This is a genomic window from Pantoea sp. SGAir0418 (genome assembly GCF_043529865.1).
This window is the reverse complement of the sequence record NZ_CP027911.1, coordinates 575,752-596,893: the sequence shown is the minus strand read 5'-3', so window position 1 is coordinate 596,893 and position 21,142 is coordinate 575,752. Positions and strand designations below refer to the sequence as shown.

Annotated in this window: 12 protein-coding genes; 8 read left to right on the top strand and 4 right to left on the bottom strand. The window is 59.6% G+C overall.

Features of this window, described 5'->3' with window-relative positions; genetic code table 11:
- Positions 1 to 38 precede the first annotated feature (38 nt).
- Both C1N84_RS02745 and C1N84_RS02740 read right to left on the bottom strand, forming a co-directional pair.
- Entirely contained in the window at positions 39 to 2,129 is a 2,091-nt protein-coding gene (locus C1N84_RS02745; protein ID WP_264441966.1) for a putative bifunctional diguanylate cyclase/phosphodiesterase, read from the bottom strand.
- Between the two features lie 162 nt (positions 2,130 to 2,291).
- Entirely contained in the window at positions 2,292 to 4,391 is a 2,100-nt protein-coding gene (locus C1N84_RS02740) for a putative bifunctional diguanylate cyclase/phosphodiesterase (protein ID WP_264441965.1), read from the bottom strand.
- A 547-nt stretch (positions 4,392 to 4,938) separates the two neighbouring features.
- Here C1N84_RS02740 and C1N84_RS02735 point away from each other — a divergent pair.
- The 5 genes from C1N84_RS02735 to C1N84_RS02715 are packed head-to-tail and all read left to right on the top strand — an operon-like array spanning position 4,939 to position 10,147.
- Entirely contained in the window at positions 4,939 to 5,508 is a 570-nt protein-coding gene (locus tag C1N84_RS02735) for a spore coat protein U domain-containing protein (RefSeq protein WP_021509578.1), read from the top strand.
- A gap of 22 nt (positions 5,509 to 5,530) precedes the next feature.
- Entirely contained in the window at positions 5,531 to 6,034 is a 504-nt protein-coding gene (locus C1N84_RS02730; RefSeq protein ID WP_021509579.1) for a Csu type fimbrial protein, read from the top strand.
- 23 nt (positions 6,035 to 6,057) lie between these two features.
- Complete coding sequence (locus tag C1N84_RS02725) at positions 6,058 to 6,756, top strand: fimbrial biogenesis chaperone (RefSeq protein ID WP_370445701.1); 699 nt, start codon at positions 6,058 to 6,060, stop codon at positions 6,754 to 6,756.
- Positions 6,756 to 9,188, top strand: a complete 2,433-nt coding sequence (locus C1N84_RS02720; protein WP_264441964.1) for a fimbria/pilus outer membrane usher protein — start codon at positions 6,756 to 6,758, stop codon at positions 9,186 to 9,188. The genes C1N84_RS02725 and C1N84_RS02720 overlap by 1 nt, the downstream gene beginning before the upstream one ends.
- On the top strand, positions 9,185 to 10,147 hold the full coding sequence (locus tag C1N84_RS02715) for a Csu type fimbrial protein (protein ID WP_141496425.1): 963 nt from the start codon (positions 9,185 to 9,187) through the stop codon (positions 10,145 to 10,147). The genes C1N84_RS02720 and C1N84_RS02715 overlap by 4 nt, the downstream gene beginning before the upstream one ends.
- 350 nt (positions 10,148 to 10,497) lie before the next feature.
- Here C1N84_RS02715 and C1N84_RS02710 read toward each other — a convergent pair whose 3' ends face one another.
- A complete protein-coding gene (locus C1N84_RS02710; RefSeq protein ID WP_238561055.1) occupies positions 10,498 to 11,652 on the bottom strand; it encodes an IS481 family transposase in 1,155 nt (384 codons plus the stop codon).
- 630 nt (positions 11,653 to 12,282) lie between these two features.
- On the bottom strand, positions 12,283 to 13,605 hold the full coding sequence (locus C1N84_RS02705; RefSeq protein ID WP_021509584.1) for an MFS transporter: 1,323 nt from the start codon (positions 13,603 to 13,605) through the stop codon (positions 12,283 to 12,285).
- Positions 13,606 to 14,006: 401 nt separating this feature from the next.
- On the opposite strand from C1N84_RS02705, the gene C1N84_RS02700 reads away from it, so the two are divergent.
- From C1N84_RS02700 to C1N84_RS02690, 3 genes are all read left to right on the top strand, one after another.
- Complete coding sequence (locus tag C1N84_RS02700) at positions 14,007 to 15,851, top strand: Ig-like domain-containing protein (protein WP_264441963.1); 1,845 nt, start codon at positions 14,007 to 14,009, stop codon at positions 15,849 to 15,851.
- 193 nt (positions 15,852 to 16,044) lie between these two features.
- Positions 16,045 to 19,179, top strand: a complete 3,135-nt coding sequence (locus C1N84_RS02695) for an Ig-like domain-containing protein (RefSeq protein ID WP_264441962.1) — start codon at positions 16,045 to 16,047, stop codon at positions 19,177 to 19,179.
- 12 nt (positions 19,180 to 19,191) lie between these two features.
- Positions 19,192 to 20,997 (top strand): Ig-like domain-containing protein, encoded by a 1,806-nt coding sequence (locus C1N84_RS02690; protein WP_264441961.1) that lies wholly within the window; start codon positions 19,192 to 19,194, stop codon positions 20,995 to 20,997.
- The last annotated feature ends 145 nt before the right edge of the window (positions 20,998 to 21,142 follow it).

The window sequence follows — 21,142 nt, the reverse complement described above, 5'->3', positions numbered from 1 at the left end:
CGCACGTGGGAGAGGGGGAATGATGTGCCGCTATGCCCCTACTCCGCTGTCAGCGCCACGGGTTTGTCCTTAACAAAGTCCGGTAGCTCGCTGATGCGCTCTGGCGGCAGCGGTTTGCCCAGCAGGAAGCCCTGCAGGGTGTCGCAGCCGAGCCCGGTGAGGAACGCCTGTTGATCCTGGGTTTCCACGCCTTCGGCCACCACTTTGAGATCCAGCGACTGCGCCAGTGCGACGATGGCGGAGACGATGGTTGCGTCTTCCGATTTCGCCTGCAGCTCGTTAACAAAAGCGCGGTCGATTTTCAGCTCGCTGGCCGGTAAGCGCTTGAGATACAGCAGGCTTGAGTAGCCGGTGCCGAAGTCATCAATCGAGGCTTTTACCCCCATGCTGGTCAGCTCGGTGAGGATGCGCACGCTCTCTTCCGGATCGCGCATCGCCGTGGTTTCGGTGACCTCCAGCGTCAGTAGCTCCGCCGGGATCTGGTGCTGTTCCAGCGCCTGCGTCACGGTGTCGACCAGGTTGCACTGCTCAAACTGCAAGGCAGAGAGGTTCACCGCCACCGACCAGTGCGGATGGCCCTGCTGGTGCCAGATGTGCAGCTGGCGGCAGGCTTCGTTGATCACCCAGTTGCCGATATTAATGATCATGCCGGTCTTCTCGGCAATCGGCAAAAACTTGTCCGGCGTCAGCAGGCCGCGCGTCGGGTGCTGCCAGCGCAGCAGCGCTTCGAAGCCAATGATCGGCCCGCTCGGCGCGCAGTACTTAGGCTGATAGAACAGACGCAGCTCGTTGCTATCCAGCGCCTGCCACAGGTCGTTATTAAGCTGCAGCTGCGACTGCGCCAGCGTGTTCATGGACGGCTGGAAGAAGTTGTAGCCGTTGCGGCCGTTGTTCTTGGTGTGATACATCGCGGCGTCGGCGTTAAACATCAGCTCGCGCTCGTCCTTGCCATCACCGGGATAAACGGCGATGCCGATACTCAGCGACACCATCAGCTCGTAGCGTGACACGCTAAACGGGCGATCCACGGCTTTTACCAGCGCATCCGCCACCGCTGCGGCATCATTGGGATCGCCGATCTCAATCAGCAGCACGAATTCGTCACCGCCCAGCCGCGCCAGCGTGTAGTGCCCTTTCATCTGGTCGGTCATGCGCTCGGTTACCGCAATCAGCAGGTTATCGCCGACGTGGTGACCAAAAGCATCGTTGACCGCTTTGAAACCGTCGAGATCCATAAACATCAGCGCAAACTGCGAGCGCTCGCGGTTGGCCTTGTTGATCGCCTGCTCGAGACGATCCTCCAGCAGGATGCGGTTCGGCAGTCGCGTCAGATTATCGTGCAGCGCCAGCTGCGCCAGCTCGCGGTTGGCCTCTGCCAGCGAGCGCGCGAGGATCGAGGTACGCGCCTGCATACGCGCGTCGAGCATCGAAACCAGCAGCGTAATGCCGAGGATCGCCAGCGTCACCACCGTGACCAGCATCGCCAGCCAGTCGCTGTTCACACCGTGATGCGTGGCGTGACTGTGCATCGGGAAGTTCGCCGCCGCCATGCCGGTATAGTGCATGCCGGCAATGGCGCAGCCCATCACCACGGCCGCCCCGACGCGCAGTAGCGTGACGCGGTCATGCCCTTCGCGCAGGTTGAACGCCAGCCACAGCGCGGCACCGGAAGCCACCAGCGCAATCAGCACCGAAACCGCAATCCAGCCCCAGTTCCAGCTGATGCCCGGTTCAAACATCAGCGCCGCCATGCCGGTGTAGTGCATCGCCACCACGCCGGATCCCAGCACCAGCGCGCCGCCCAGCAGCCGTCGCCACGGCAAGTCGCCGGACGAGCACACCAGCCACAGGGCAAAGATGGAGGCAAGAATCGCCACCACCATTGAGGCGGCGGTGAGCAGCGGATCGTAGCTCATCACCATATCCAGGCTCATCGACAGCATGCCGATAAAGTGCATGGCCCAGATGCCCACGCCCATGGCGAAACCGCCGCCCAGCAGCCAGACCAGCGCCACCCGGCCGGTGGAGGAAGCGACGCGCCCCGCCATATCCAGCGCGGTAAACGAGGCCAGCATCGCTACCAGTATCGAAACGAGAACGGTAAACGCATCGTACGAAGTCACTAACATAGTGATTTCCCATATAAAAAAGCTGTGTTAAATCAGCTGTGGTGTTGTTGAAATGAAAAAGAAAATGTTGGTTTTATAATTGAAATTATCGGCAGACCGGCTGCCGATATGAGTCACTGAACGATGAAAGCTTCCGATGTGAAGGAGAACAAAAATTGCTGGTCAGGCGCCGGTGAGCGGCAGCACGTTGTCAGGAAAGTGCGGCGCAATCGGCGTTGACGCGGTGAATTCGCCGATGCGCTCCGCCGGCGTCGGTTTGCCCAGCAGATACCCCTGCAGCGTGTCAAAGCCGAGACCGGTCAGCAGGCGCTGCTGCTCTTCGGTCTCCACGCCCTCCGCCACCATGCGCAGGTTAAGGCTTTGCGCCAGCGTCAGCATGGCGGTTACCACGGTTGCATCCTCGCTGTCGGCACGCAGGCTGTTAATAAAGGCGCGATCAATCTTCAGTTCGCTGGCTTCAAGATGCTTGAGGTGCAGCAGATTGGCGTAGCCAATGCCGAAGTTGTCGATGGCCACTTTGACGCCAAGCCGCTGCAGTTCGGCGATGCGCTGCTGGCTGAACTGCGGATCGCGCATGGCGATGTTTTCCGTGATTTCCAGCATCAGCGCGCCTTCCGGCAGCTGGTAGCGCTGCAGCGTCTGGCGCAGCGTGTCGATCAGATCGCGCTGATGAAACTGCAGTGCGGAGAGGTTAACCGAGACGCTCCAGTCGCGGTTGCCCTCGTCCTGCCACTGCCGCAGCTGACGGCAGGCTTCGTTGATCACCCAGTTGCCGAGCGCCACGATCTGGCCGGTTTTCTCGGCGCGCGCCAGAAACATATCCGGCATCAGCAAGCCGCGGCGCGGATGCTGCCAGCGCAGTAACGCCTCAAAACCCATCAGAATGGTCCCACCCGCGCGAAATTTCGGCTGATAGAACAGGCGCATCTCCTGGCACTCCAGCGCGTTCCATAAATCGTTGGCCAGCGCCAGTTGATGCTGCGCCACCGCGCTCATCACCGGTTCAAACAGGCTCCAGCCATTACGCCCGCTGTGCTTGGTGTGGTACATGGCCGAGTCCGCGTTGAACATCATCTCCTGCGGGCTGCGGCCATGCTGCGGGAAGATCACAATGCCGATGCTGAGCGAGACGCGCAGCGAGTAGCGATCCAGCTCAAACGGTGCATCAATGCTGTGCACCAGCCGCTGCGCCAGCGCTTCAGCCTGGGTTGCCGCGTACTGCGGACACAGCATGACAAACTCATCGCCGCCGAGGCGCGCCAGCAAAATGTCCGCATCCAGCTGGGTGCGCAGCCGTTCCGCCACGGCGACCAGTAAACGATCGCCGACGTGATGCCCCCAGGTATCGTTCACCGCTTTGAAGCCGTCGAGATCCATAAACATCAGGGCAAAGGGCTGGTCATACAGCGTCGCCTGTTTGATTTGCGTGCTGAGCTGCTGGTCCAGCATGACGCGATTGGGCAGTGCGGTGAGATTATCGTGCAGCGCCAGCTGGCGCAGCTCGCTGTTGGCGCGCCGCAGCCGGGCGGCAAGACGCGCTGCGCGCAGCTGGGCATCCAGCATCGAGATCAGCAGCGTCAGACCAAGAATGGTGAGCGTGATGATGGTCACCCACACCGCCAGCCCCTCCTGTCCCATGCCATGATGCTGCATGCTGCCGGGCGCGCTGAACTGCGCGGCCGCCATGCCGGTGTAGTGCATGCCGGCAATCGCCACCCCCATCGCCAGCGCCGCGCAGGCGCGCATCAGCAGCAGGCTCTCGCCATGGCGCAGATGGAATGCCAGCCACAGCGCGGCACCGGATGCGCCGTAGGCAATCAGTACCGACAGTGCCACCAGGCGCAAATCCCAGTGAATGGCGGGTTCGATCAGCAGCGCCAGCATGCCGAGATAGTGCATGGCAACCACGCCGCTACCGAGGATCACTGTGCCGCGCAGCAGCCGGCGGCGCGTCAGATGGCTGCCCTGCAGGCCCTGCGCAAAGGCGAAGATGCTGGTGAGAATTGCCAGCAGCAGCGAGAAGGCGGTGAGCGGAATGTCATAGCGCATGGTCATCGGCATCATCATCGCCAGCATGCCAATGAAGTGCATCGCCCAGATGCCAATGCCCATCGCCGTGCCGCCGGCCACCAGCCACAGCTTCGCCAGCAGGCCGCGCGACACGGCGACGCGCCCGGCGGTATCCAGCGCCGTAAACGCCGCGATAAACGCCACAATCAGCGAAACGGCAACCAGAACGCTATCCCAGGTAACCAGCAACATGTGCGCTCCTCAACTCAACCCGCGGCGGCGCAGGTGCGGTATCGTCAATTAACAACAGAAAAAGTGAAAACATCAATGAGAGGCAGGTAATGACCACCAGCGATGCGGCAACACAAAAACAGATCCATAAATAACTGGAGGTATTGCACGGCTATTTTTTATTCTCATCGTCTGTCGCGGCCGGGAAAAGTAATGATATCTGATTAATGCATGAACATAGCATTGAACCTGAAGTCGCGGTAGAGGGGGGAATCACTTGCCGTTTGGTTTTTTTAACGGGCCGCCAGCCCTTGTTATGACTGCATTAACGGGGAAAAGGAGAAATTGATTAGCGAAAATTCTCCGGTGCGTTGTACAAGCGGCAAAAGGGTGATCTATAGTAAATAAAACTGATATAAATCACTAACTCAGCCTTTAAGAATTTTCTTAGGTGACAGGGCATTAAGTTCGTTTGCCGATCGCGGCGTCTTGTTATTTACGGGTTCGTTTCATTAATAAATCACCAGGCGAAAAAGCACTGACATTGGATAATCAGTAAGGATTGATTATGAAACTCAAGCTTTTTCTTTTGGCTACCAGCCTGAGCGCCGCGCTCGCCCCTGCAACGGTTTTTGCTGCCACCACAACGGGAACCATCAATGCCACATTGACGCTCACCACCGGCTGTCTGGTGAACGGTCAGTCCGCCACCAGCGGGGTTAACTTCGGTACCCTGAACTTCGGTAGCAGCGCTGCAACCTTTGATACCTTAAACGCCACCCTGGTGGGCGCATCCGGGAACGGCATTTTTGTCCGCTGCACCACCGGCCAGACCTTCAACGTGCAGGTCACCAGCAGTAATCCGGCACCGGCCACCATTTACGGTACGGTGAGCGGCCAGCCGCGTTACCTGATTCTCGGCTCCAACAATACGCAGGGCATTGCTTACACGCTGTACAGCGACGCCGCGTTTACCACCGCCATCGCCAACAACACCAACATTGCCGCCAGCGGCACCACCGATCCGACGCTCGGTACCAACTATGCCATTTACGGTCGGGTAGTCGGCGGCGGCTTTAACCCACTGATTCCGGCCGGTACCTACACCGATACCATTAACGTGGCGGTGAACTACTGACGCCAGCGGTGGGGTAAGAAGGATGGTCTGGCTGCTGCGTGCTGGCAGCCTGGCCCTGCTGATAGGGAGCGTCCCGGCCTGGAGTTTGCCGACGGCCACCTTCCAGGTCTCTGCGTCAGTGGTGGCAGGCTGCGTGATCTCCGGTACCAATACCGGCGTGTTTGGCACGCTGAATTTTGGCACCCAGTCGGGCGTGGCGAGCAGCAGCGTCAGTGCCAGCTACGTGCAAAGCACCACCCTCACCCTCGCCTGCACGCCGGGTACCGCCCTCAGCATGAGTATCAATGGCGGCAGCAATTACACCAGCAGCCGCAATCTCAAACACACCAGTAATACCGATACCGTGGCGTACAGCCTGTATACCAACGCAGCGCACACTACTGCGATTCCGGTTAACTCGCCGGTGGCGCTGAGTTACAGCAACGCCAATAACATCGTGCTGCCGATTTATGGCCTGTTAACCCTGCCCGGCCCGACGCGCGCCGGGACCTATACCGATACGTTAACCGTCACCCTGAGCTGGTGACGGCAGCATAAAAAGGATGAAAGATGATGAGCCTGCGCGCCCTGCTTCTGTGGTTTCTTCTGGCCCTGTCGCCCGCCAGCTTCGCTGCCAACTCGCTGATGATCTGGCCGATCGATCCCGCCATCAATCCGCAGGAAAAAGCCAGCGAACTGTGGCTGGAGAATCGCGGTAACGCCACCACCATCATGCAGGTGCGCATCTTCAACTGGCAGCAGATTGACGGCCAGGAACAGTATCAAACGCAGCAGCAGGTGGTCGCCAGCCCGCCGATGGTGCGGCTGGAACCGGGGCAGAAGCAGCTGGTGCGCCTGATTCGCCAGAGCGCGCCGCCCGCGGGCGTGGAGCAAGCCTATCGTGTGGTGCTGGATGAGATCCCGACGCCGCGCTCGCCGGGCGAGAATCAGGCCGGGCTAACCTTTCAGATGCGCTACTCGGTGCCGCTGTTTGTCTATGGCGATGGCCTGACGCGCGACAGCGCCAAAGCCGATCTCAGCTGGCGTCAGGTCAGCCGCGACGGCAAACGCTGGCTGGAGCTGACCAATCGCGGCAACGGCCACGCGCGCCTGAGCAACGTCACCGTCGGCGGTCGCGCGCTCGGCAACGGCCTGTTTGGCTATGTGCTGGCTAACAGCAGCCACCGCTGGCCGCTGAACAGCCCGGTGAGCGGTGAACTCGCGGCCGAGGTGAATAAAACTCACTGGCGCAGCGCTGCCGCGCGCTGATGAAGCTGACGCCGCCTCCCTGCGCGCTGACGGTGACCAGCGTGCTGTGTTTTTCCCCGCTGAGCAGCGCAGAGACTTTCTCTGAGCTGCCACCGCCGCCTGCCGTCAGCCACAGCGCCAGCGGCCAGCAATACATGCTGGAACTGGTGGTGAACCAGCGCGAACGGGGCGAGATTGTGCCGGTCGAGCGGCGCGACGGTGAGTTCTGGCTGCGCAGCGGCGATCTGCAGCGCGCCGGCATTCCGGCGGCGAAGCTGGCTGGCGAACAGGTCGCTCCCGGTCAGTTGGGTGAGGTTAAAGTGGAATACGATGAACGCCGTCAGCGCCTGCTGCTGACGGTACCGCCCGCCTGGCTGCCGGAGCAGACGCTTGGTCAGCCGCAAAACGGCCCGCGCTACCCCGGCCAGGCCAGCAACGGCGCGCTGCTCAACTACGACCTCTACGCCACGCGCACCGACAACGCCGGTTCGCGTCTCTCCAGCTGGAACGAGCTGCGTCTGTTCGGCCCGGCCGGCCAGTTCTCCAGCAACGGTGTCTATATTCAGCAGCTTGCGGGCGACACGAGCGGCCAGCAGCAGGGTTACATTCGCTACGACACCTGGTACAGCAACGAGAACGAGAATGCCGCGCTCAGCTGGCGCGCCGGGGATTTGATTACGGATGCGCTGGGCTGGAGCAACAGCGTGCGCCTTGGCGGCGTGCAGATCGCGCGTGACTTCAGCGTGCGACCGGATCTGGTCACCTACCCGCTGCCGGCCTTTAGCGGCCAGGCGGCGGTGCCGTCGTCAGTCGATCTGTTTATCAATGGTTACCGCAGCGCGCAGGCCAACGTGCAGCCGGGACCGTGGTCGCTGACCAATGTGCCATTCGTTAACGGGGCGGGCGATGCGGTGATCACCACCACCGACGCGGTCGGCCGTCAGGTGACGACGACGCTGCCGTTCTACGTCTCCAGCAGCCTGCTGAAAACCGGTCTGTCCGATTACGCCTTCTCCGCCGGGGCGATTCGCGAGAACTACGGCATCAAAAACTTTGATTACGGCGCAGCGGCGGCCAGCGGCTCCTATCGCTACGGCCTGCGCGACTGGCTGACGCTGGAATCGCACGCCGAAGGCAGCAGCGACGTGGCGATGGGCGGTGCCGGCGCGCTGGTGAAGCTGGGCAGCCTGGGCGTCATCAACGCCGCGCTGGCGCAGAGCCAGCTGGACGGCAGGCCCGGCACCCAGTACAGCTGGGGTTACCAGTACAACAACAGCTGGTTCAGCCTCGGCACCCAGCACACGCTGCGCAGCGCGGATTTCGGCAACCTGGCGCTGGTCGGCAGCCGCGGCGACAGCGCCAATACCAGCTATTCGCTCGCCAGACGCAGCGCGCAGTACACCGCCAGCCTGTCGCTCAGCCAGTACGGCAGCCTCGGTCTGGCGTATCTGGACATTGCCGGCGGCAGCGGCGATCGCACCCGCCTGTGGAATTTATCGTGGAGTAAAAACCTGTGGGGCAACAGCAGCCTGTACATCTCCGCCAGCCGCGACCAGCAACAGGGCGACTGGAGCGGCGCGATTTCGCTGGTGATTCCGTTTGGCGAACAGAGCAGCGCATCGATCAGCGTCGAGCGCGATCAGCAGGGACAAAGTAATCAGCGCCTGTACGTGTCGCGCGCCATGCCGAGCGACGGCGGTTTTGCTTACGATGCGTCATGGGCGCATCAGGGCGGCGACAGCGGCGATTATCGTCAGGGCAGCCTGCGCTATCGCAACAACAAGATCGATACTTCCGCTGGCTTTTACGGCGATGATGACAACACCACGCAGTGGGCCGATTTCACCGGCTCGCTGGTGCTGATGGACAACCATGTGTTCGCCGCCAACAACATCAACGATGCCTTTGTGGTGGTGAAAACCCGCTATCCGGACGTGACGGTGCGCTACGAAAACCAGACGATGGGCCGCACCGATGACGCCGGCTATTTGCTGGTGCCGTCCATCAGCAGCTATTACGGCGCGAAGTACGATATCGATACCCTCGATCTGCCGGCTGACATGACCGCGCCCAAAGTGGAGCAGCGCTTCGCGGTGAAGCGCAAAAGTGGCTATCTGCTGAATTTCCCGGTGGAGCGCCTGCGCGCCGCCAGCGTGATCCTGCACGACAGCGACGGCCAGCCGCTGCCAGTCTCCAGCCAGGTGTTGCGCCGCGATCGCGCCACCGAATATGTCGGCTGGGACGGCCTCGTGTGGATGGAAGATCTCAGCGCCAGCAACCCGATGCGCGTGGTGACGCCGGACGGCCGCCAGTGCGAGACCACGCTGGCTATCGCTGAGGGTCAGCCTAAAGCGCTGCAGACTTACGGTCCACTCACCTGCCCGCTGCCGCCTGCCGCGCCCGGTACGGCCGTGAATGCCGCCAACAACTCACAGTCAGGGATCTCACCATGAGGAAATTTCTGTTCTTGCTGCTGTGGCTGCTGCCGGCCAGCAGCTACGCGCTCTGTTCGCTTTCGGCCCCCAGCGCCAGCTTTGGCACGCAAACCACGTTTTACGTGCAGTCGACGGCGGTCAATACTTCCAGTAACACCAACGTTAACTGCGGCACCGGCACGCTCAACCTGCTGGGCAGCGATTACGTCGCCTATGCGTTTACCACCGCCAACTACCTGAGCGGCACGCGCGCCACCATGAAGGCATCGGCCAGCGGCACCGATAACGTGCCGATTCAGCTGTGCATCGACAGCGCCTGTGCCACCGAACTGCGCCAGGGCGGCAGCTATCGCTGGAACTCTTCCGCGCTGCTGGCGCTTGGCAACAGCCTCAATTTTGTCATTCCACTCTATTTCCGCACCGTGCCTGGCCAGGTGATTGCCGCCGGCAGTTACACCACCACCATCACGCTGACGGTGAGCTATAACGTGTGCGCCGGGTTGAACGTAGCTGGCGCGTGCGTCGGCACGGTGCAGAGCAGCAGCGGGACGGCGATGCCGATCACCGTGAATATGGTGATCACCAACGACTGCACCACCATTACGGCGCCGAACGTCAGCTTCGGCAGTGCCCCGCTGGTCGGTAGTTTTTCTACCGTGCAGCAGACAATTAACGTGGTGTGTTCAAAGGGCAGCACGTATACGGTAGGACTGAGTAATGGCAGCTATTACAGCGGCACCACGCGCCAGATGGCGAGCGGCACCAACCGGCTGGCGTACGATATTTATAAAGGCACCACCACCACCAATCGCTGGGGCCCGAGCGGCAGCGACCGCTGGAGCAGCGCGACCTCGACATCGCTCAACGCGGATACCGTGACGCGCAACTTTACCTATACGGCGCAGATTCTGACTACGCAGAATACGCCCGCAGCGGGCAATTACAGCGATAGCGTGGTGGTGGATGTGGCGTTTTAGCGGGCGGGTAAGGAGTGGCTGATTCCCTCATTCCCCGCCTTCTCCCGCCAGCGGGAGAAGGGGCCGATCGCGCGGGTGTTGAGGTGAAGCGCAGGTTGGTGAAACCGCACTGAACGGTTCCCTCTCCCGCATGCGGGAGAGGGTTAGGGTGAGGGCCTGCAGGCAGAGCAGGAGCTGGCTTTTCCCCTCATCCCCCGCCTTCTCCCGCCAGCGGGAGAAGGGGCCGATCGCGCGGGTGTTGAGGTGAAGTGCAGGTCTGCGAAACCGCACTGAACGGTTCCCTCTCCCGCGTGCGGGTGTACAGTCCGGGGACATGGCAGACAGGTGTTCGGGGACATAGTGAACACTTTTTAACATCCTTTACCCATGGTGATCGACTTTTTCTTCAGGTCGATCACCCCCACTTTTGTGCTGTACCACCACACCTCGTAATAACCGTCTTCCCCCGTCTCCTTCAGCCCGACACGCTCTCCCCTGAACGCCTTTCCCGCCTTCAGGCTGAGTCCTTTTACGCTCAGCTTCCCGCTGATATCCACCTTCCTGACCATCACGCCCTCGTCGTATTCCGGTGGCGCTACGCGGACGCTGTACTGCCGCGATGAGGGCTGATAGCGCGACGCCGGCACCGCCATCTCCAGCGCCTCATGCGGGCGCTCGAGATTGTAGACCGTCCGCCAGTGGTCGAAGGCGCGCTGCAGCTCACCGCTGTCCGCGAACCACTTCCCCTGCAGCACTTCCGCCTTCAGGCTGCGGTGAAAGCGCTCCAGCTTCCCCTGCGTCTGCGGATGATACGGCCGCGAGTGCCCCACCCGGATGCCGTGGCGCATCAGCCACAGCTCCACTGCCGTCCAGGTGCCGGTGGTGTCGCCCCACGGCGAGCCGTTGTCCATCGTCATCCGGTCCGGCAGGCCGTAGCGCTCAAAGACGCTGACCAGCTGCTCCTGTACCGTCTCACGCCGTTCGTCAGCGCAGTGCACCAGGCACAGCGAGAACCGGGAGTGGTCGTCCAGCAGGGTAAGCGGGTGGCAGCGGCCGCCGCCAAAGGGAAAGTGGCCCTTAAAATCCATCTGCCAGAGCCGGTTCGGGGCCGCATGCTCAAACCGGCCGGTGGCCGGGACGCCCGGCGCTGCGCCCGGCAGCAGGCCGTGGCGGGCCATCAGGTTGTGGACGGTGCTGAAGGCCGGCATGCCGTGCCCGCGGTCTTCGAGCCAGCGCTTAATCTTGCGGGCCCCCCAGTGCTGATGAAGCTCGTGCGCCATACGCAGAAGGTCAGTGATGTCGTCAGATGAGCGGCTGGGTGAGTGACGGGGCGCGCGGGAGCGGTCCTGAAGGCCGGACGGTCCTTCCTCCTCCCAGCGGCGAAGCCACTTGTAGCCGGTGGCGGGAGATATGCCGTAGCGGCGGCACAGCTCGCGGATGTTCGCCCCGTCTTGCGAGGCGAACAGAACAAACTCAGTACGTAATGACATGGTATCTCTCGCATCCCAGGGCATAAGCGACTCCATAAACGGGTTCTTATGCCTTAGTTGTAAGTGTCTACCATGTCCCCGAACAAGTGTTCACGATGTCCCCGGACTGTACACCCGCCAGCGGGAGAGGGTTAGGGTGAGGGCCAGCGCGCAGAGCAGGAGCTGGCTTGCCCCTCATCCCCCGCCTTCTCCCGCCAGCGGGAGAAGGAGCCGACCGGGTGGATGTTTAGGTGAAGCGCAGGTTTGCGAAACCGCACCGAGCGGTTCCCTCTCCCGCGTGCGGGAGAGGGTTAGGGTGAGGGCCAGCACGCAGACGGGAGCTCGCTTGCCCCCTCATCCCCCGCCTTCTCCCGCCAGCGGGAGAAGGAGCCAACCGCGCGGGCGTTGAGGTGAAGTGCAGGTCTGCAAAACCGCACTGAACGGTTCCCTCTCCCGCGTGCGGGAGAGGGTTAGGGTGAGGGCCAGCGCGCAGAGCAGCAGCAGGCTTGCGCCCTCATCCCCCGCTTTCTCCCGCCAATGGGAGAAGGAGCCGATCGCTCGGTTGTTGAGGTGAAGTGCAGATTTGCATAACCGCACCGAGCGGTTCCCTCTCCCGCGTGCGGGAGAGGGTTAGGGTGAGGGCCAGTGAGAGAAAGTCAGGGTGAGTCCAGCGCGCGCGCACTCGAACTACAGCGACGCGCCCACTACCGTTGCGCTGTGCCGCGCCTGATACTGTTTCACCATGCGGCCGATCAGCAGCGTGCCTACCAGGCCGCACACCGCGGCAAACGACAGCCAGACGCCCGGCATCGCTTTATCGCCAGTAGCATGAATCAGATAGCTCGAAATCGCCGGCGTAAAACCACCGAACAGCGCGGTCGCCAGGCTGTAGGCCAGCGAAAAGCCCGAAGCGCGCACTTCAGCCGGCATGATCTCCGCCAGATACACCACCATCGCGCCGTTATAGCTGGCGTACAGGAACGATAACCATAGCTCCGCTTCAACCAGGTGCGCAAAGGTCGGCGATCCCACCAGCCCGTGCAGCACCGGCCAGGTCGTCAGGATCATCAACACGGTAAAAGTAATCAGCAGCGGTCGCCTTCCGACGCGGTCCGATAGCGCGCCCATCACCGGCAGCCAGAACAGGTTGGAGATGCCGACAAACAGCGTCACGAGGAAGCTCTGTTTGTCACTCATCATCAGCACGGTTTTACCAAAGGTCGGGGTGAATGCGGTGATCATGTAGAACATCACCGTGGTGGTGACCACCATCAGCATGCCGGCCAGCACCAGCGCCCAGTTCTGTCCCACTGAACGCACAATCTGGCCCATCGACGGGTGCGATTTACGCTGGCTGAACGCTTCGGTCTCTTCCAGCATGCGGCGAATCCAGAACAGGAACGGCACAATCAGACAGCCGACCACAAACGGAATACGCCAGCCCCATTCGGTCACCGCGTCCTTCGCCAGCAGATGATTAAGCCCCAGCCCCAGCAGCGCGGCAAAGATTACCGCTACCTGCTGGCTGCCTGACTGCCAGCTGACGTAAAAGCCTTTACGGCCTTTGGGAGCCACTTCAGACAGATAAACCGAAACGCCGCCGAGCTCCACGCCCGCCGAGAAGCCCTGCAGCAGGCGGCCAAGCAGAATCAGGATCGGTGCCGCCGCGCCCAACGTGGCGTAGCCTGGCACCAGCGCGATAGTCAGCGTACCGAGCGCCATCAGGCCGAGCGTCAGCAGCAGCCCTTTGCGCCGGCCGTGATGGTCAATGTAGGCCCCCAGTATAATCGCCCCGAGCGGACGCATCAGGAAGCCGGCGCCAAAGGTCATCAGCGTCAGCATCAGCGAAGCAAACGGATCGTCGCCCGGGAAAAAGGTTTTTGCAATGGCGGTGGCGTAGTAGCCAAACACCATAAAATCGTACATCTCAAGAAAGTTACCGCTGGTAACGCTAAAGATGGTTTTGGCACCGCCCTGCGATGACTTTTGTAAAGCGTGACTTGAGCTCATATCGTCCTTCCTGGTTTTTCTCCTGTTTTAGCCTGCCGGCGCGTGAATAGATGTGATCCTGTTCACCATTGCACTTTACAAAAGTACAAACAAAGGTAACAAACAGTTAACACGACCGGTCCGATCAGCTTATGAGGAAAGTTAATAATTCTGGGCTTTCCAGGTGACAGGTGCAGCACAGACTATCGACTTTACGAGTGGTATAAATTCAGCGATATCAATCCCCAACAAACAATATCATGAGCCATATCCCACTCTTTTTAATGCCTTTTTCATTAGCAGAACTTATTAAGATCAGTCTTAGAAACGAGACGATTCTGGTACATGCCGCCATCCCCTCCCCCTTTATGCTGGGCAGGCAACGGTAATCACGCCGTTGTTGATTTTGGTGGAGAATACTTATGCTAACACCTCTCAGCTTTGACCCCTTTTCATCCATTAATACCTTGCGAGTGGGCACACCTTATCCGCTGCTGAGCGGCAGCCTGCCGGCGCAGGCCGGTGAAATCATTGAATTCATTATCAATGATCACCACTACAGCACGCCGATTGCCGCCGACGGCAGCTGGTCATTTCAGCCGCCGTTCTCGCTGAGCGAAGGCAGCCACGACATGATGGCGCGCATCGGCGACAGCGGCGAACCGCATCCGTTCTCTGTTGACGTCGCGCTCTCGGTGCCGGACAAACCGGCGATCACCGCGCTGTTTGACGATGTCGGCAGCGAAACCGGCCCGGTCGGACGCGGACACACCATTGATGACACCACGCCCAAAGTGCAGGGCTATGCGCTGCCGGGCAGCACGGTGCGGCTGTACGATCACGACAGACTGATTGGCAGCACCGTGGCCAGTAAAAGCGGCGAATGGTCACTGGAGCCGCTGCTGGACGCGGGCGGCCATCAGCTAACCGTCACCGCGACCGACGAGTTTGGCCGTGTCAGCGAACCTTCTGAACATTTCGACATCACTGTGGTTGAAAGCGGACCGGTGCCGCCGACCATCAGCTACGCCATTGACGATGTCGGCACCGTACAGGGCCAGCTCGCCAGCGGTTCCACCACCGACGACTTCTCGCCGCTGATCGTGGGCCGCGCGGAGCCGAACAGCATCGTTTATCTGTTCGCGCAGAACGATCACGGCGGCATCGGCTATAAAGGCAGCGTTAAAACCGATGCCAACGGTGACTGGGTGATTCAGTCACGCGCGATGATCAGCGGTGACGGCATCTACACCTTCTACGCTTCCTACGAGAACAGCAAAGACGACTACCGCCCGGATTTCAGCCTTAATATGTCGGCGCTGGAGAATCTGCGTCCGGCTATCGACTGTGCGCGTGACGATACCGGCGCCCATACCGGCCAGGTGTACCATCGCGGCACCACCGACGATAAAACGCCGGTGCTGGAAGGTCGCGGTGCGCCGGGCAGCATCGTTGAGATTGAGTACAACCTGAGTAACAGCGGCTGGCACAGCGCGGGCAGCGTGACGGTCGATGCGCAGGGCAACTGGCAGTTCGCCGGCTTCGAACTCACCTATTTTGGCGAATGGGGTTTCCGCTCGCGCGGCGTGGCCGATGGCAAAGCCAGTGCGTGGAGCGATAAGTTCGAGCTGCTGGTGATCCCCGGCGCGCCGCTGGAACCGACCATCGACTACGCCTGGGACAACGCGGGCCCGCTGCAGGGGCCGGTTTATCAGCACGACTCAACCGATGACACCACGCCAACGCTGCACGGCAGCGGCACGCCGGGCCAGGTGATTGAGATCGAATATGGCGTGCAGGGTGAAGGCCTGCGCCACGCCGGCAGCGTGCAGGTCGATGCCGACGGCAAGTGGAGCTTCACCTCACCCTATCTGCATCAGCCTGGCGTGTGGGAATATCAGGCGCGCGCCTCGACCGGTGAGATGAAGAGCAACTGGAGCAGCAAATTCGTGCTCGACGTCAGCCCTGACGCCGCGTTCGATCAGCAGGCGCAGGATGAAGCCCAGCCGGACGCGCTGACGCTGCACCAGTTGCTGAGCGAAGGTGGCAAAGGGCTGTTCATTGAGGATGACAGCACCCAGCTGCTGGTGAACGGCAAGCCGGGCGACAGCGTGCAGCTGCAGGATATTCTGCCGGCAGGTGAAGCGGTCGACGGCTGGACGCAGCAGACCGGCACCCTGACCATCGCCGGTACGCAATATCACGTCTGGAGCCACGGCGACGCTGAACTGCTGGTGCAGGACGGCGTGCAATTACAACTGGTGTAACCCCCGATGCCGTGCGCGTAGCACGGCATCACCCTGCCCTCTTTTCCCGGCTTTTCACCCGTTCGGACTTTTCTCCCTTCGGGACAGGTCTCATACAGCGTTTTACGTCATCTATTACAAAATGCGCACTTTATAACAAGGCGCAGCGGGCTTTGCTGCAATAAACCCAACGTAAAACACAGGAATAATCTCCATGGATCTGTTTGATTTTAAAGAGGTGAAGTACCTCGAGCGCGACACCAACACCCCAACGTTTTTCGGTAAAATCGATTCAGAAGTGGGTAAAGGCGGCCAGGTAATGATTACGCTTGGCGACAGGAATTTCTTTGTCGACATCAACCCGCAGGACGGCAGCTGGAAGTGGACGCCACCGGAAGCGCTGACCGACGGCGAATACAGCCTCTCCTTTATGACCATCGATACCGCCGGTAACCTCAGCACGCCGACGCAGCGCACGCTGATAGTCGACACCACGCCGCCGGCCGCACCGACGCTGCTCAACCTGTACGACGATCAGGGCGCCATCACCGGCAGCTTTGACGCCGGTAAAATGACTGATGACCGCCGCCCGACCCTGACCGGCATCGCCGAAAAGGGCACCGTGGTGTATCTGAAAGAGGGCAACACCGTGATCGGCAGCGCCAAAGCCGATGAGAAAACTGGCCTGTGGACGCTGGAGCCGACGGTGGATCTGGCGGATGGTCGTCACAACCTGACGCTGGTGGCTGCGGAAACCTTCGCCGGTAAGGTGCGTGAGGGCAAAGTATCCGATGAGTTTAACATTACTATCGGAAAAGACGGCGACGTGCCGAGCGATCCGGGCGGCGTGGCCAAAATCATTGAGGCGATCGACAATGCCGGCAGCCTGACCGGCTCTTTGAAAAGCGGCGGCATTACCGATGACACCACGCCAGAGCTGCGCGGCAGCGCGCCGGAAGGCAGCGTGGTGCGTATTCAGTACCGTAACGATAAAGGTGAATGGATCGACGGCGGCAATGCGGTAATGAACGGCACCAGCTGGAGCTGGACGCCAGACCCGGCGCTGGGTGCCGGTAACTGGGAATTCCGCGCCAATGCCGGCAGCGGCTGGACCGATGAGTTTAAACTGGATATCGATCTCGCACCGGCGGCAAAAACGGAAATCACCCACGCTTACGATGACTTTGGCCCGTTCACTGGCACGCTGGGCAACGGCGCCATCACCGATGACCGCACGCCAAACCTGCACGGCCGCGCCGAATCCAACAGCCTGGTGTATATCCACTATCGCAACGCATCAGGCGCATGGGCTCTGCTGGACAGCGTGACTGCTGGTGCCGATGGGCGTTGGGAATATGAGTCGGATCGTTTGACGCCGGGTACGTATGAGTTCCAGGCGGGGACGTCAGCAACTCGTGACAGTAGCGGTAAGCCATTCGGCTTAAAAATTGTTGCACCAGGCAGCACTATTCCTGTCATTGAAGGTGCATGGGATGACTCTGGCATGCTTCATGGCAAAATCAGTGATAGTTACACTGATGATCAAACACCTACCCTGAAAGGCCTGGCAGAAGCTAATGGATTAGTTGTAATCGAATATCAAAAAGTCAATGATGCTCGCATTTATACCGCTTCCGTAACCGCCGACAGTAACGGTCACTGGAGCTTTACTCCACCGGACAATTTAAATTACGGCAACTGGACATTTAAGGCCAAAGCTGAAAATGGCTATGACTGGAGTAGTGACTTTATACTGGAAATCAACCCTAATGAATTTCGCACTAATAAGTTTAACTATGAAAGTGGAATAACTGAACTTTTAACTGGCGAGAGCATTAATTTCCTGGAAAACTTCACAATGAAAGTTATTTCCGGAAAAATATCCGAGCATGAAACCGGCTACTCACTTGATCCAATCTTGGGAAAAAAAGAGCTCAGAGTGGAAGACAAGACCACATTTGAATTGAAATTCAAAGGCGTTAAGGATTTCACATTTGATACTTATGGTATTGGATCGACAATGGCTGGAACCAATCCTGGTAATTTTAAAGTCACTTATTTTGACAAGAATGGAAATGTAATTGGACATGAGCTTGTAAACCTTCCTACTGGATACCAAAACAAAATATACACACATACGTTCTCATCAAATTCAGGTCTTATATTCGGTGCATTGATTGAAGTGAACGATCCAGGATCGTTATATATAGATAACTTTCACTGGACCCCAGGAATCAAAGCACTACCTATGATTGATTCCATATGGGATAATTATGGTCAATATCAGGGAGCTGTCTATGACAGCTATACGGATGATCGCACGCCAACATTGAAAGGATACTCACAGCCTAACAATATTGTAATGGTTAAATATCAGTTAGAGAACGATCCCGCTGTATATACAGCCACTGTTGTTGCTGATTCACAAGGAAACTGGACATTTACCCCAACTACATCACTGGATTATGGGAATTGGTCTTTTAATGTGAAAGCGCAAAGTGATACCGCATGGAGTGAAACTAAAAAATTAGAAATCAGCCCTATAGAATTTAAAAGCACTAGCCATGAATATAACGGTGGAATGCCCACACTTACTGCCGGAGATGAATTTGAATTTTCAAAAAATATTTCCATCAATATCATTCACGGCATGGCCTCTGATTTTACAACAGACAACAACCTTCGCCCGAATCTTGGAAACCATTATATACGAGTCGAACCGGACACCACCTTTGAATTAAAGTTCAAAGGCGTTTTAGACTTCTCATTCGACATGTCAGGATTAGGTAGTGGCACTGGAGGCGAAAACCCAGGAAAAATAAAAGCAACTTACTATAACATTAACGGTGAAATTATTGGGACTGAAACCATTCAACCTCCTGGAGGTTATATGTATGACATTTATCGCCATAAATTTTCTGCAGGAGGACAGCTTATTTATAATGTAACTTTAGAGACAAACGATCCGGGTGCAATGTACATTGACAATTTCAGTTGGACACCTGGTATGACTAACAATGATCCGTCAACTAAAACAATGTCTAACGAAGCCACAGTAATTATGGATTTGAATGATGATGTAGACAGCGTTATATCATTAAGCCTTAAAGAGCTACTCTCAACCGGTCAAAAAGATCTCTTCATCGACGACGGCAAAACCCAGCTGATGGTTAACGGCAACCAGGGCGATACCGTACGCCTCGAAGATATCCTGCCTGAGGGCAGTGAGCAAAACGGCTGGGCCGAGCAGGCCGGCACCGTCACCATTGCCGGCACCCAGTACCATGTCTGGAGCAACGGCGACGCTGAGCTGCTGGTGCAGGACGGCGTGAAAACCGAGCTGGTGTAAGGGAGAGCCATCATGAACCAGATTCTTAATGCATCTTACCGCTACACCGACGATCCGCGCCGCGGCTACAGCGGCACCAGTCCGCAGGCGCGCAACGGCTTCGCGGAAATCGCTATTGATGGCCAGCCGCCGTACACCGTCAAGGTCGATGCAGAGGGCCGCTGGAGCTGGACGCCGCCCGCCGACTGGACGCCAGGCGAACACATCGTGTCGGTGCGCATGATTGATGCCGCCGGCAACATCGGTGACCCCGCCCAGTTCATCCAGGTGGTCGACTACACGGCGCCGGACGCGCCGCGCCTGCTCAATATGTACGATGACCAGGGCGATATCACCGGCAGCTTCGACGCCGGGCGCATGACCGACGACCGTCGCCCGACCCTGACCGGCGTCGCGGAAAAGGGCACCGTGGTGTACCTCAAAGAGGGCGATACGGTGATTGGCAGCGCGCAGGCCGACGCCAAAACCGGCATCTGGACGCTGGAGCCGGACGCCGACCTCAGCGACGGCACCCATCAGCTGACGCTGGTGGCGGTCGAAACCTTCAACGGCAAGCTGCGCGAGGGCGAACCGTCTGCGCCGTTTGAGCTGCTGATTGGCCGCGACGGCGCTGCCGCCACGGTGATTTCCCACGCGGTGGACGACGCCGGCCCGGTCACCGGTTCGCTGCTGAGCGGCGCGCTCACCGACGACGCCACGCCGCAGCTGCACGGCAGCGCCCCGGCGGGCAGCACGGTTTTCGTGCAGTACCGCAACGCCAGCGGCGAGTGGGTTGACGGCGGCGCGGCGCAGATGGACGGCACCCGCTGGAGCTGGACGCCACCAGCTGAGCTGGAAGCGGGAAGCTGGGAGTTCCGCGCCGGTCAGGAAGGCAGCTGGAGCGACAGCTTTACGCTCGATATCGCCTTCGCCGGCAGCGACGCGCTGCACGCCACGCTGACCCACGCCACCGACGATTTCGGGCCGGTCACCGGCACGCTGCTCAGCGGTGCGCTCACCGATGACACCACGCCAACCCTTAGCGGGCGCGGCGAAGCCAACAGCAACGTGGTGGTGCGCTACGGCATTGCTGGCGAGTTCACCCATTCCGTGGTGGTGACAGTGGGCGCGGACAGCAACTGGAGCTTCACGCCGCCGGCGCTGGAGTACGGCGTCTGGTCGTTTGCCGCGCAGGCGCAGGGCAACAGCCAGTGGAGCGATACCTTCGAGCTCGTCCTGATGCCGGGCGGCCAGCACACGCCGGAGATCCTCAGCGTGTACGACGACGTGGCGCTGTACATCGGCGAAGTCAGTAACGGCGGCATCACTAACGACCGCCAGCCGGAGCTGAGCGGCGTTGCTGAGGCTAACAGCGTGCTCAACGTCTACAATGGCAGCACGCTGATCGGCAGCGTGCAGGTCGGCGCAGACGGCAACTGGCGTTTTATCACGCCAGAGCTCAGCGACGACTCGCACAGCCTCAGCGTCAGCTACGGCGCTTACGACGCTGGCCTGCCGGCGTACAGCATCGTCGTGGACGCCACGCCGCCGGGCGAGGTGGAAATCAACGCGCTCGCCCCGCTCGGCCTGACGCTCAGCGACGTGGTGGAAGCCGGTCAGCAGGGCCTGTTCATTGACGACGGCAAAACCCAGCTGCGCGTCAGCGGCCAGGCCGGCGACAGCGTGCAGCTCAGCGACATCCTGCCGGAAGGCGAAGCGGTCAGCGGCTGGACCGAGCAAACCGGCACCGTCACCATCGCCGGCAACCAGTACCACGTGTTCAGCCACGGCGACGCGGAACTGCTGGTGCAGGACGGCGTGAAAATCGAGCTGGTGTAATCCCCCGATGCCGTGCGCGCAGCACGGCATCAACTTCTCCTTTTCCTCTGTTTTTAATCCGTTCGGATTTTTCTCCCTTCGGGACGTATCTCATACGGCGTGTTACATCATCTATTACAAAATGCGCTCTTTGTAACAAGGCGCA

Coding starts and splice junctions, on each gene's coding strand:
- C1N84_RS02720 (WP_264441964.1), top strand. CDS start 6,756: ATGAAGCTGACGCCGCCTCCCTGCGCGCTGACGGTGACCAGCGTGCTG.
- C1N84_RS02710 (WP_238561055.1), bottom strand. CDS start 11,652: ATGGAGTCGCTTATGCCCTGGGATGCGAGAGATACCATGTCATTACGT.
- C1N84_RS02700 (WP_264441963.1), top strand. CDS start 14,007: ATGCTAACACCTCTCAGCTTTGACCCCTTTTCATCCATTAATACCTTG.
- C1N84_RS02735 (WP_021509578.1), top strand. CDS start 4,939: ATGAAACTCAAGCTTTTTCTTTTGGCTACCAGCCTGAGCGCCGCGCTC.
- C1N84_RS02715 (WP_141496425.1), top strand. CDS start 9,185: ATGAGGAAATTTCTGTTCTTGCTGCTGTGGCTGCTGCCGGCCAGCAGC.
- C1N84_RS02730 (WP_021509579.1), top strand. CDS start 5,531: ATGGTCTGGCTGCTGCGTGCTGGCAGCCTGGCCCTGCTGATAGGGAGC.
- C1N84_RS02705 (WP_021509584.1), bottom strand. CDS start 13,605: ATGAGCTCAAGTCACGCTTTACAAAAGTCATCGCAGGGCGGTGCCAAA.
- C1N84_RS02740 (WP_264441965.1), bottom strand. CDS start 4,391: ATGTTGCTGGTTACCTGGGATAGCGTTCTGGTTGCCGTTTCGCTGATT.
- C1N84_RS02745 (WP_264441966.1), bottom strand. CDS start 2,129: ATGTTAGTGACTTCGTACGATGCGTTTACCGTTCTCGTTTCGATACTG.
- C1N84_RS02725 (WP_370445701.1), top strand. CDS start 6,058: ATGATGAGCCTGCGCGCCCTGCTTCTGTGGTTTCTTCTGGCCCTGTCG.
- C1N84_RS02695 (WP_264441962.1), top strand. CDS start 16,045: ATGGATCTGTTTGATTTTAAAGAGGTGAAGTACCTCGAGCGCGACACC.
- C1N84_RS02690 (WP_264441961.1), top strand. CDS start 19,192: ATGAACCAGATTCTTAATGCATCTTACCGCTACACCGACGATCCGCGC.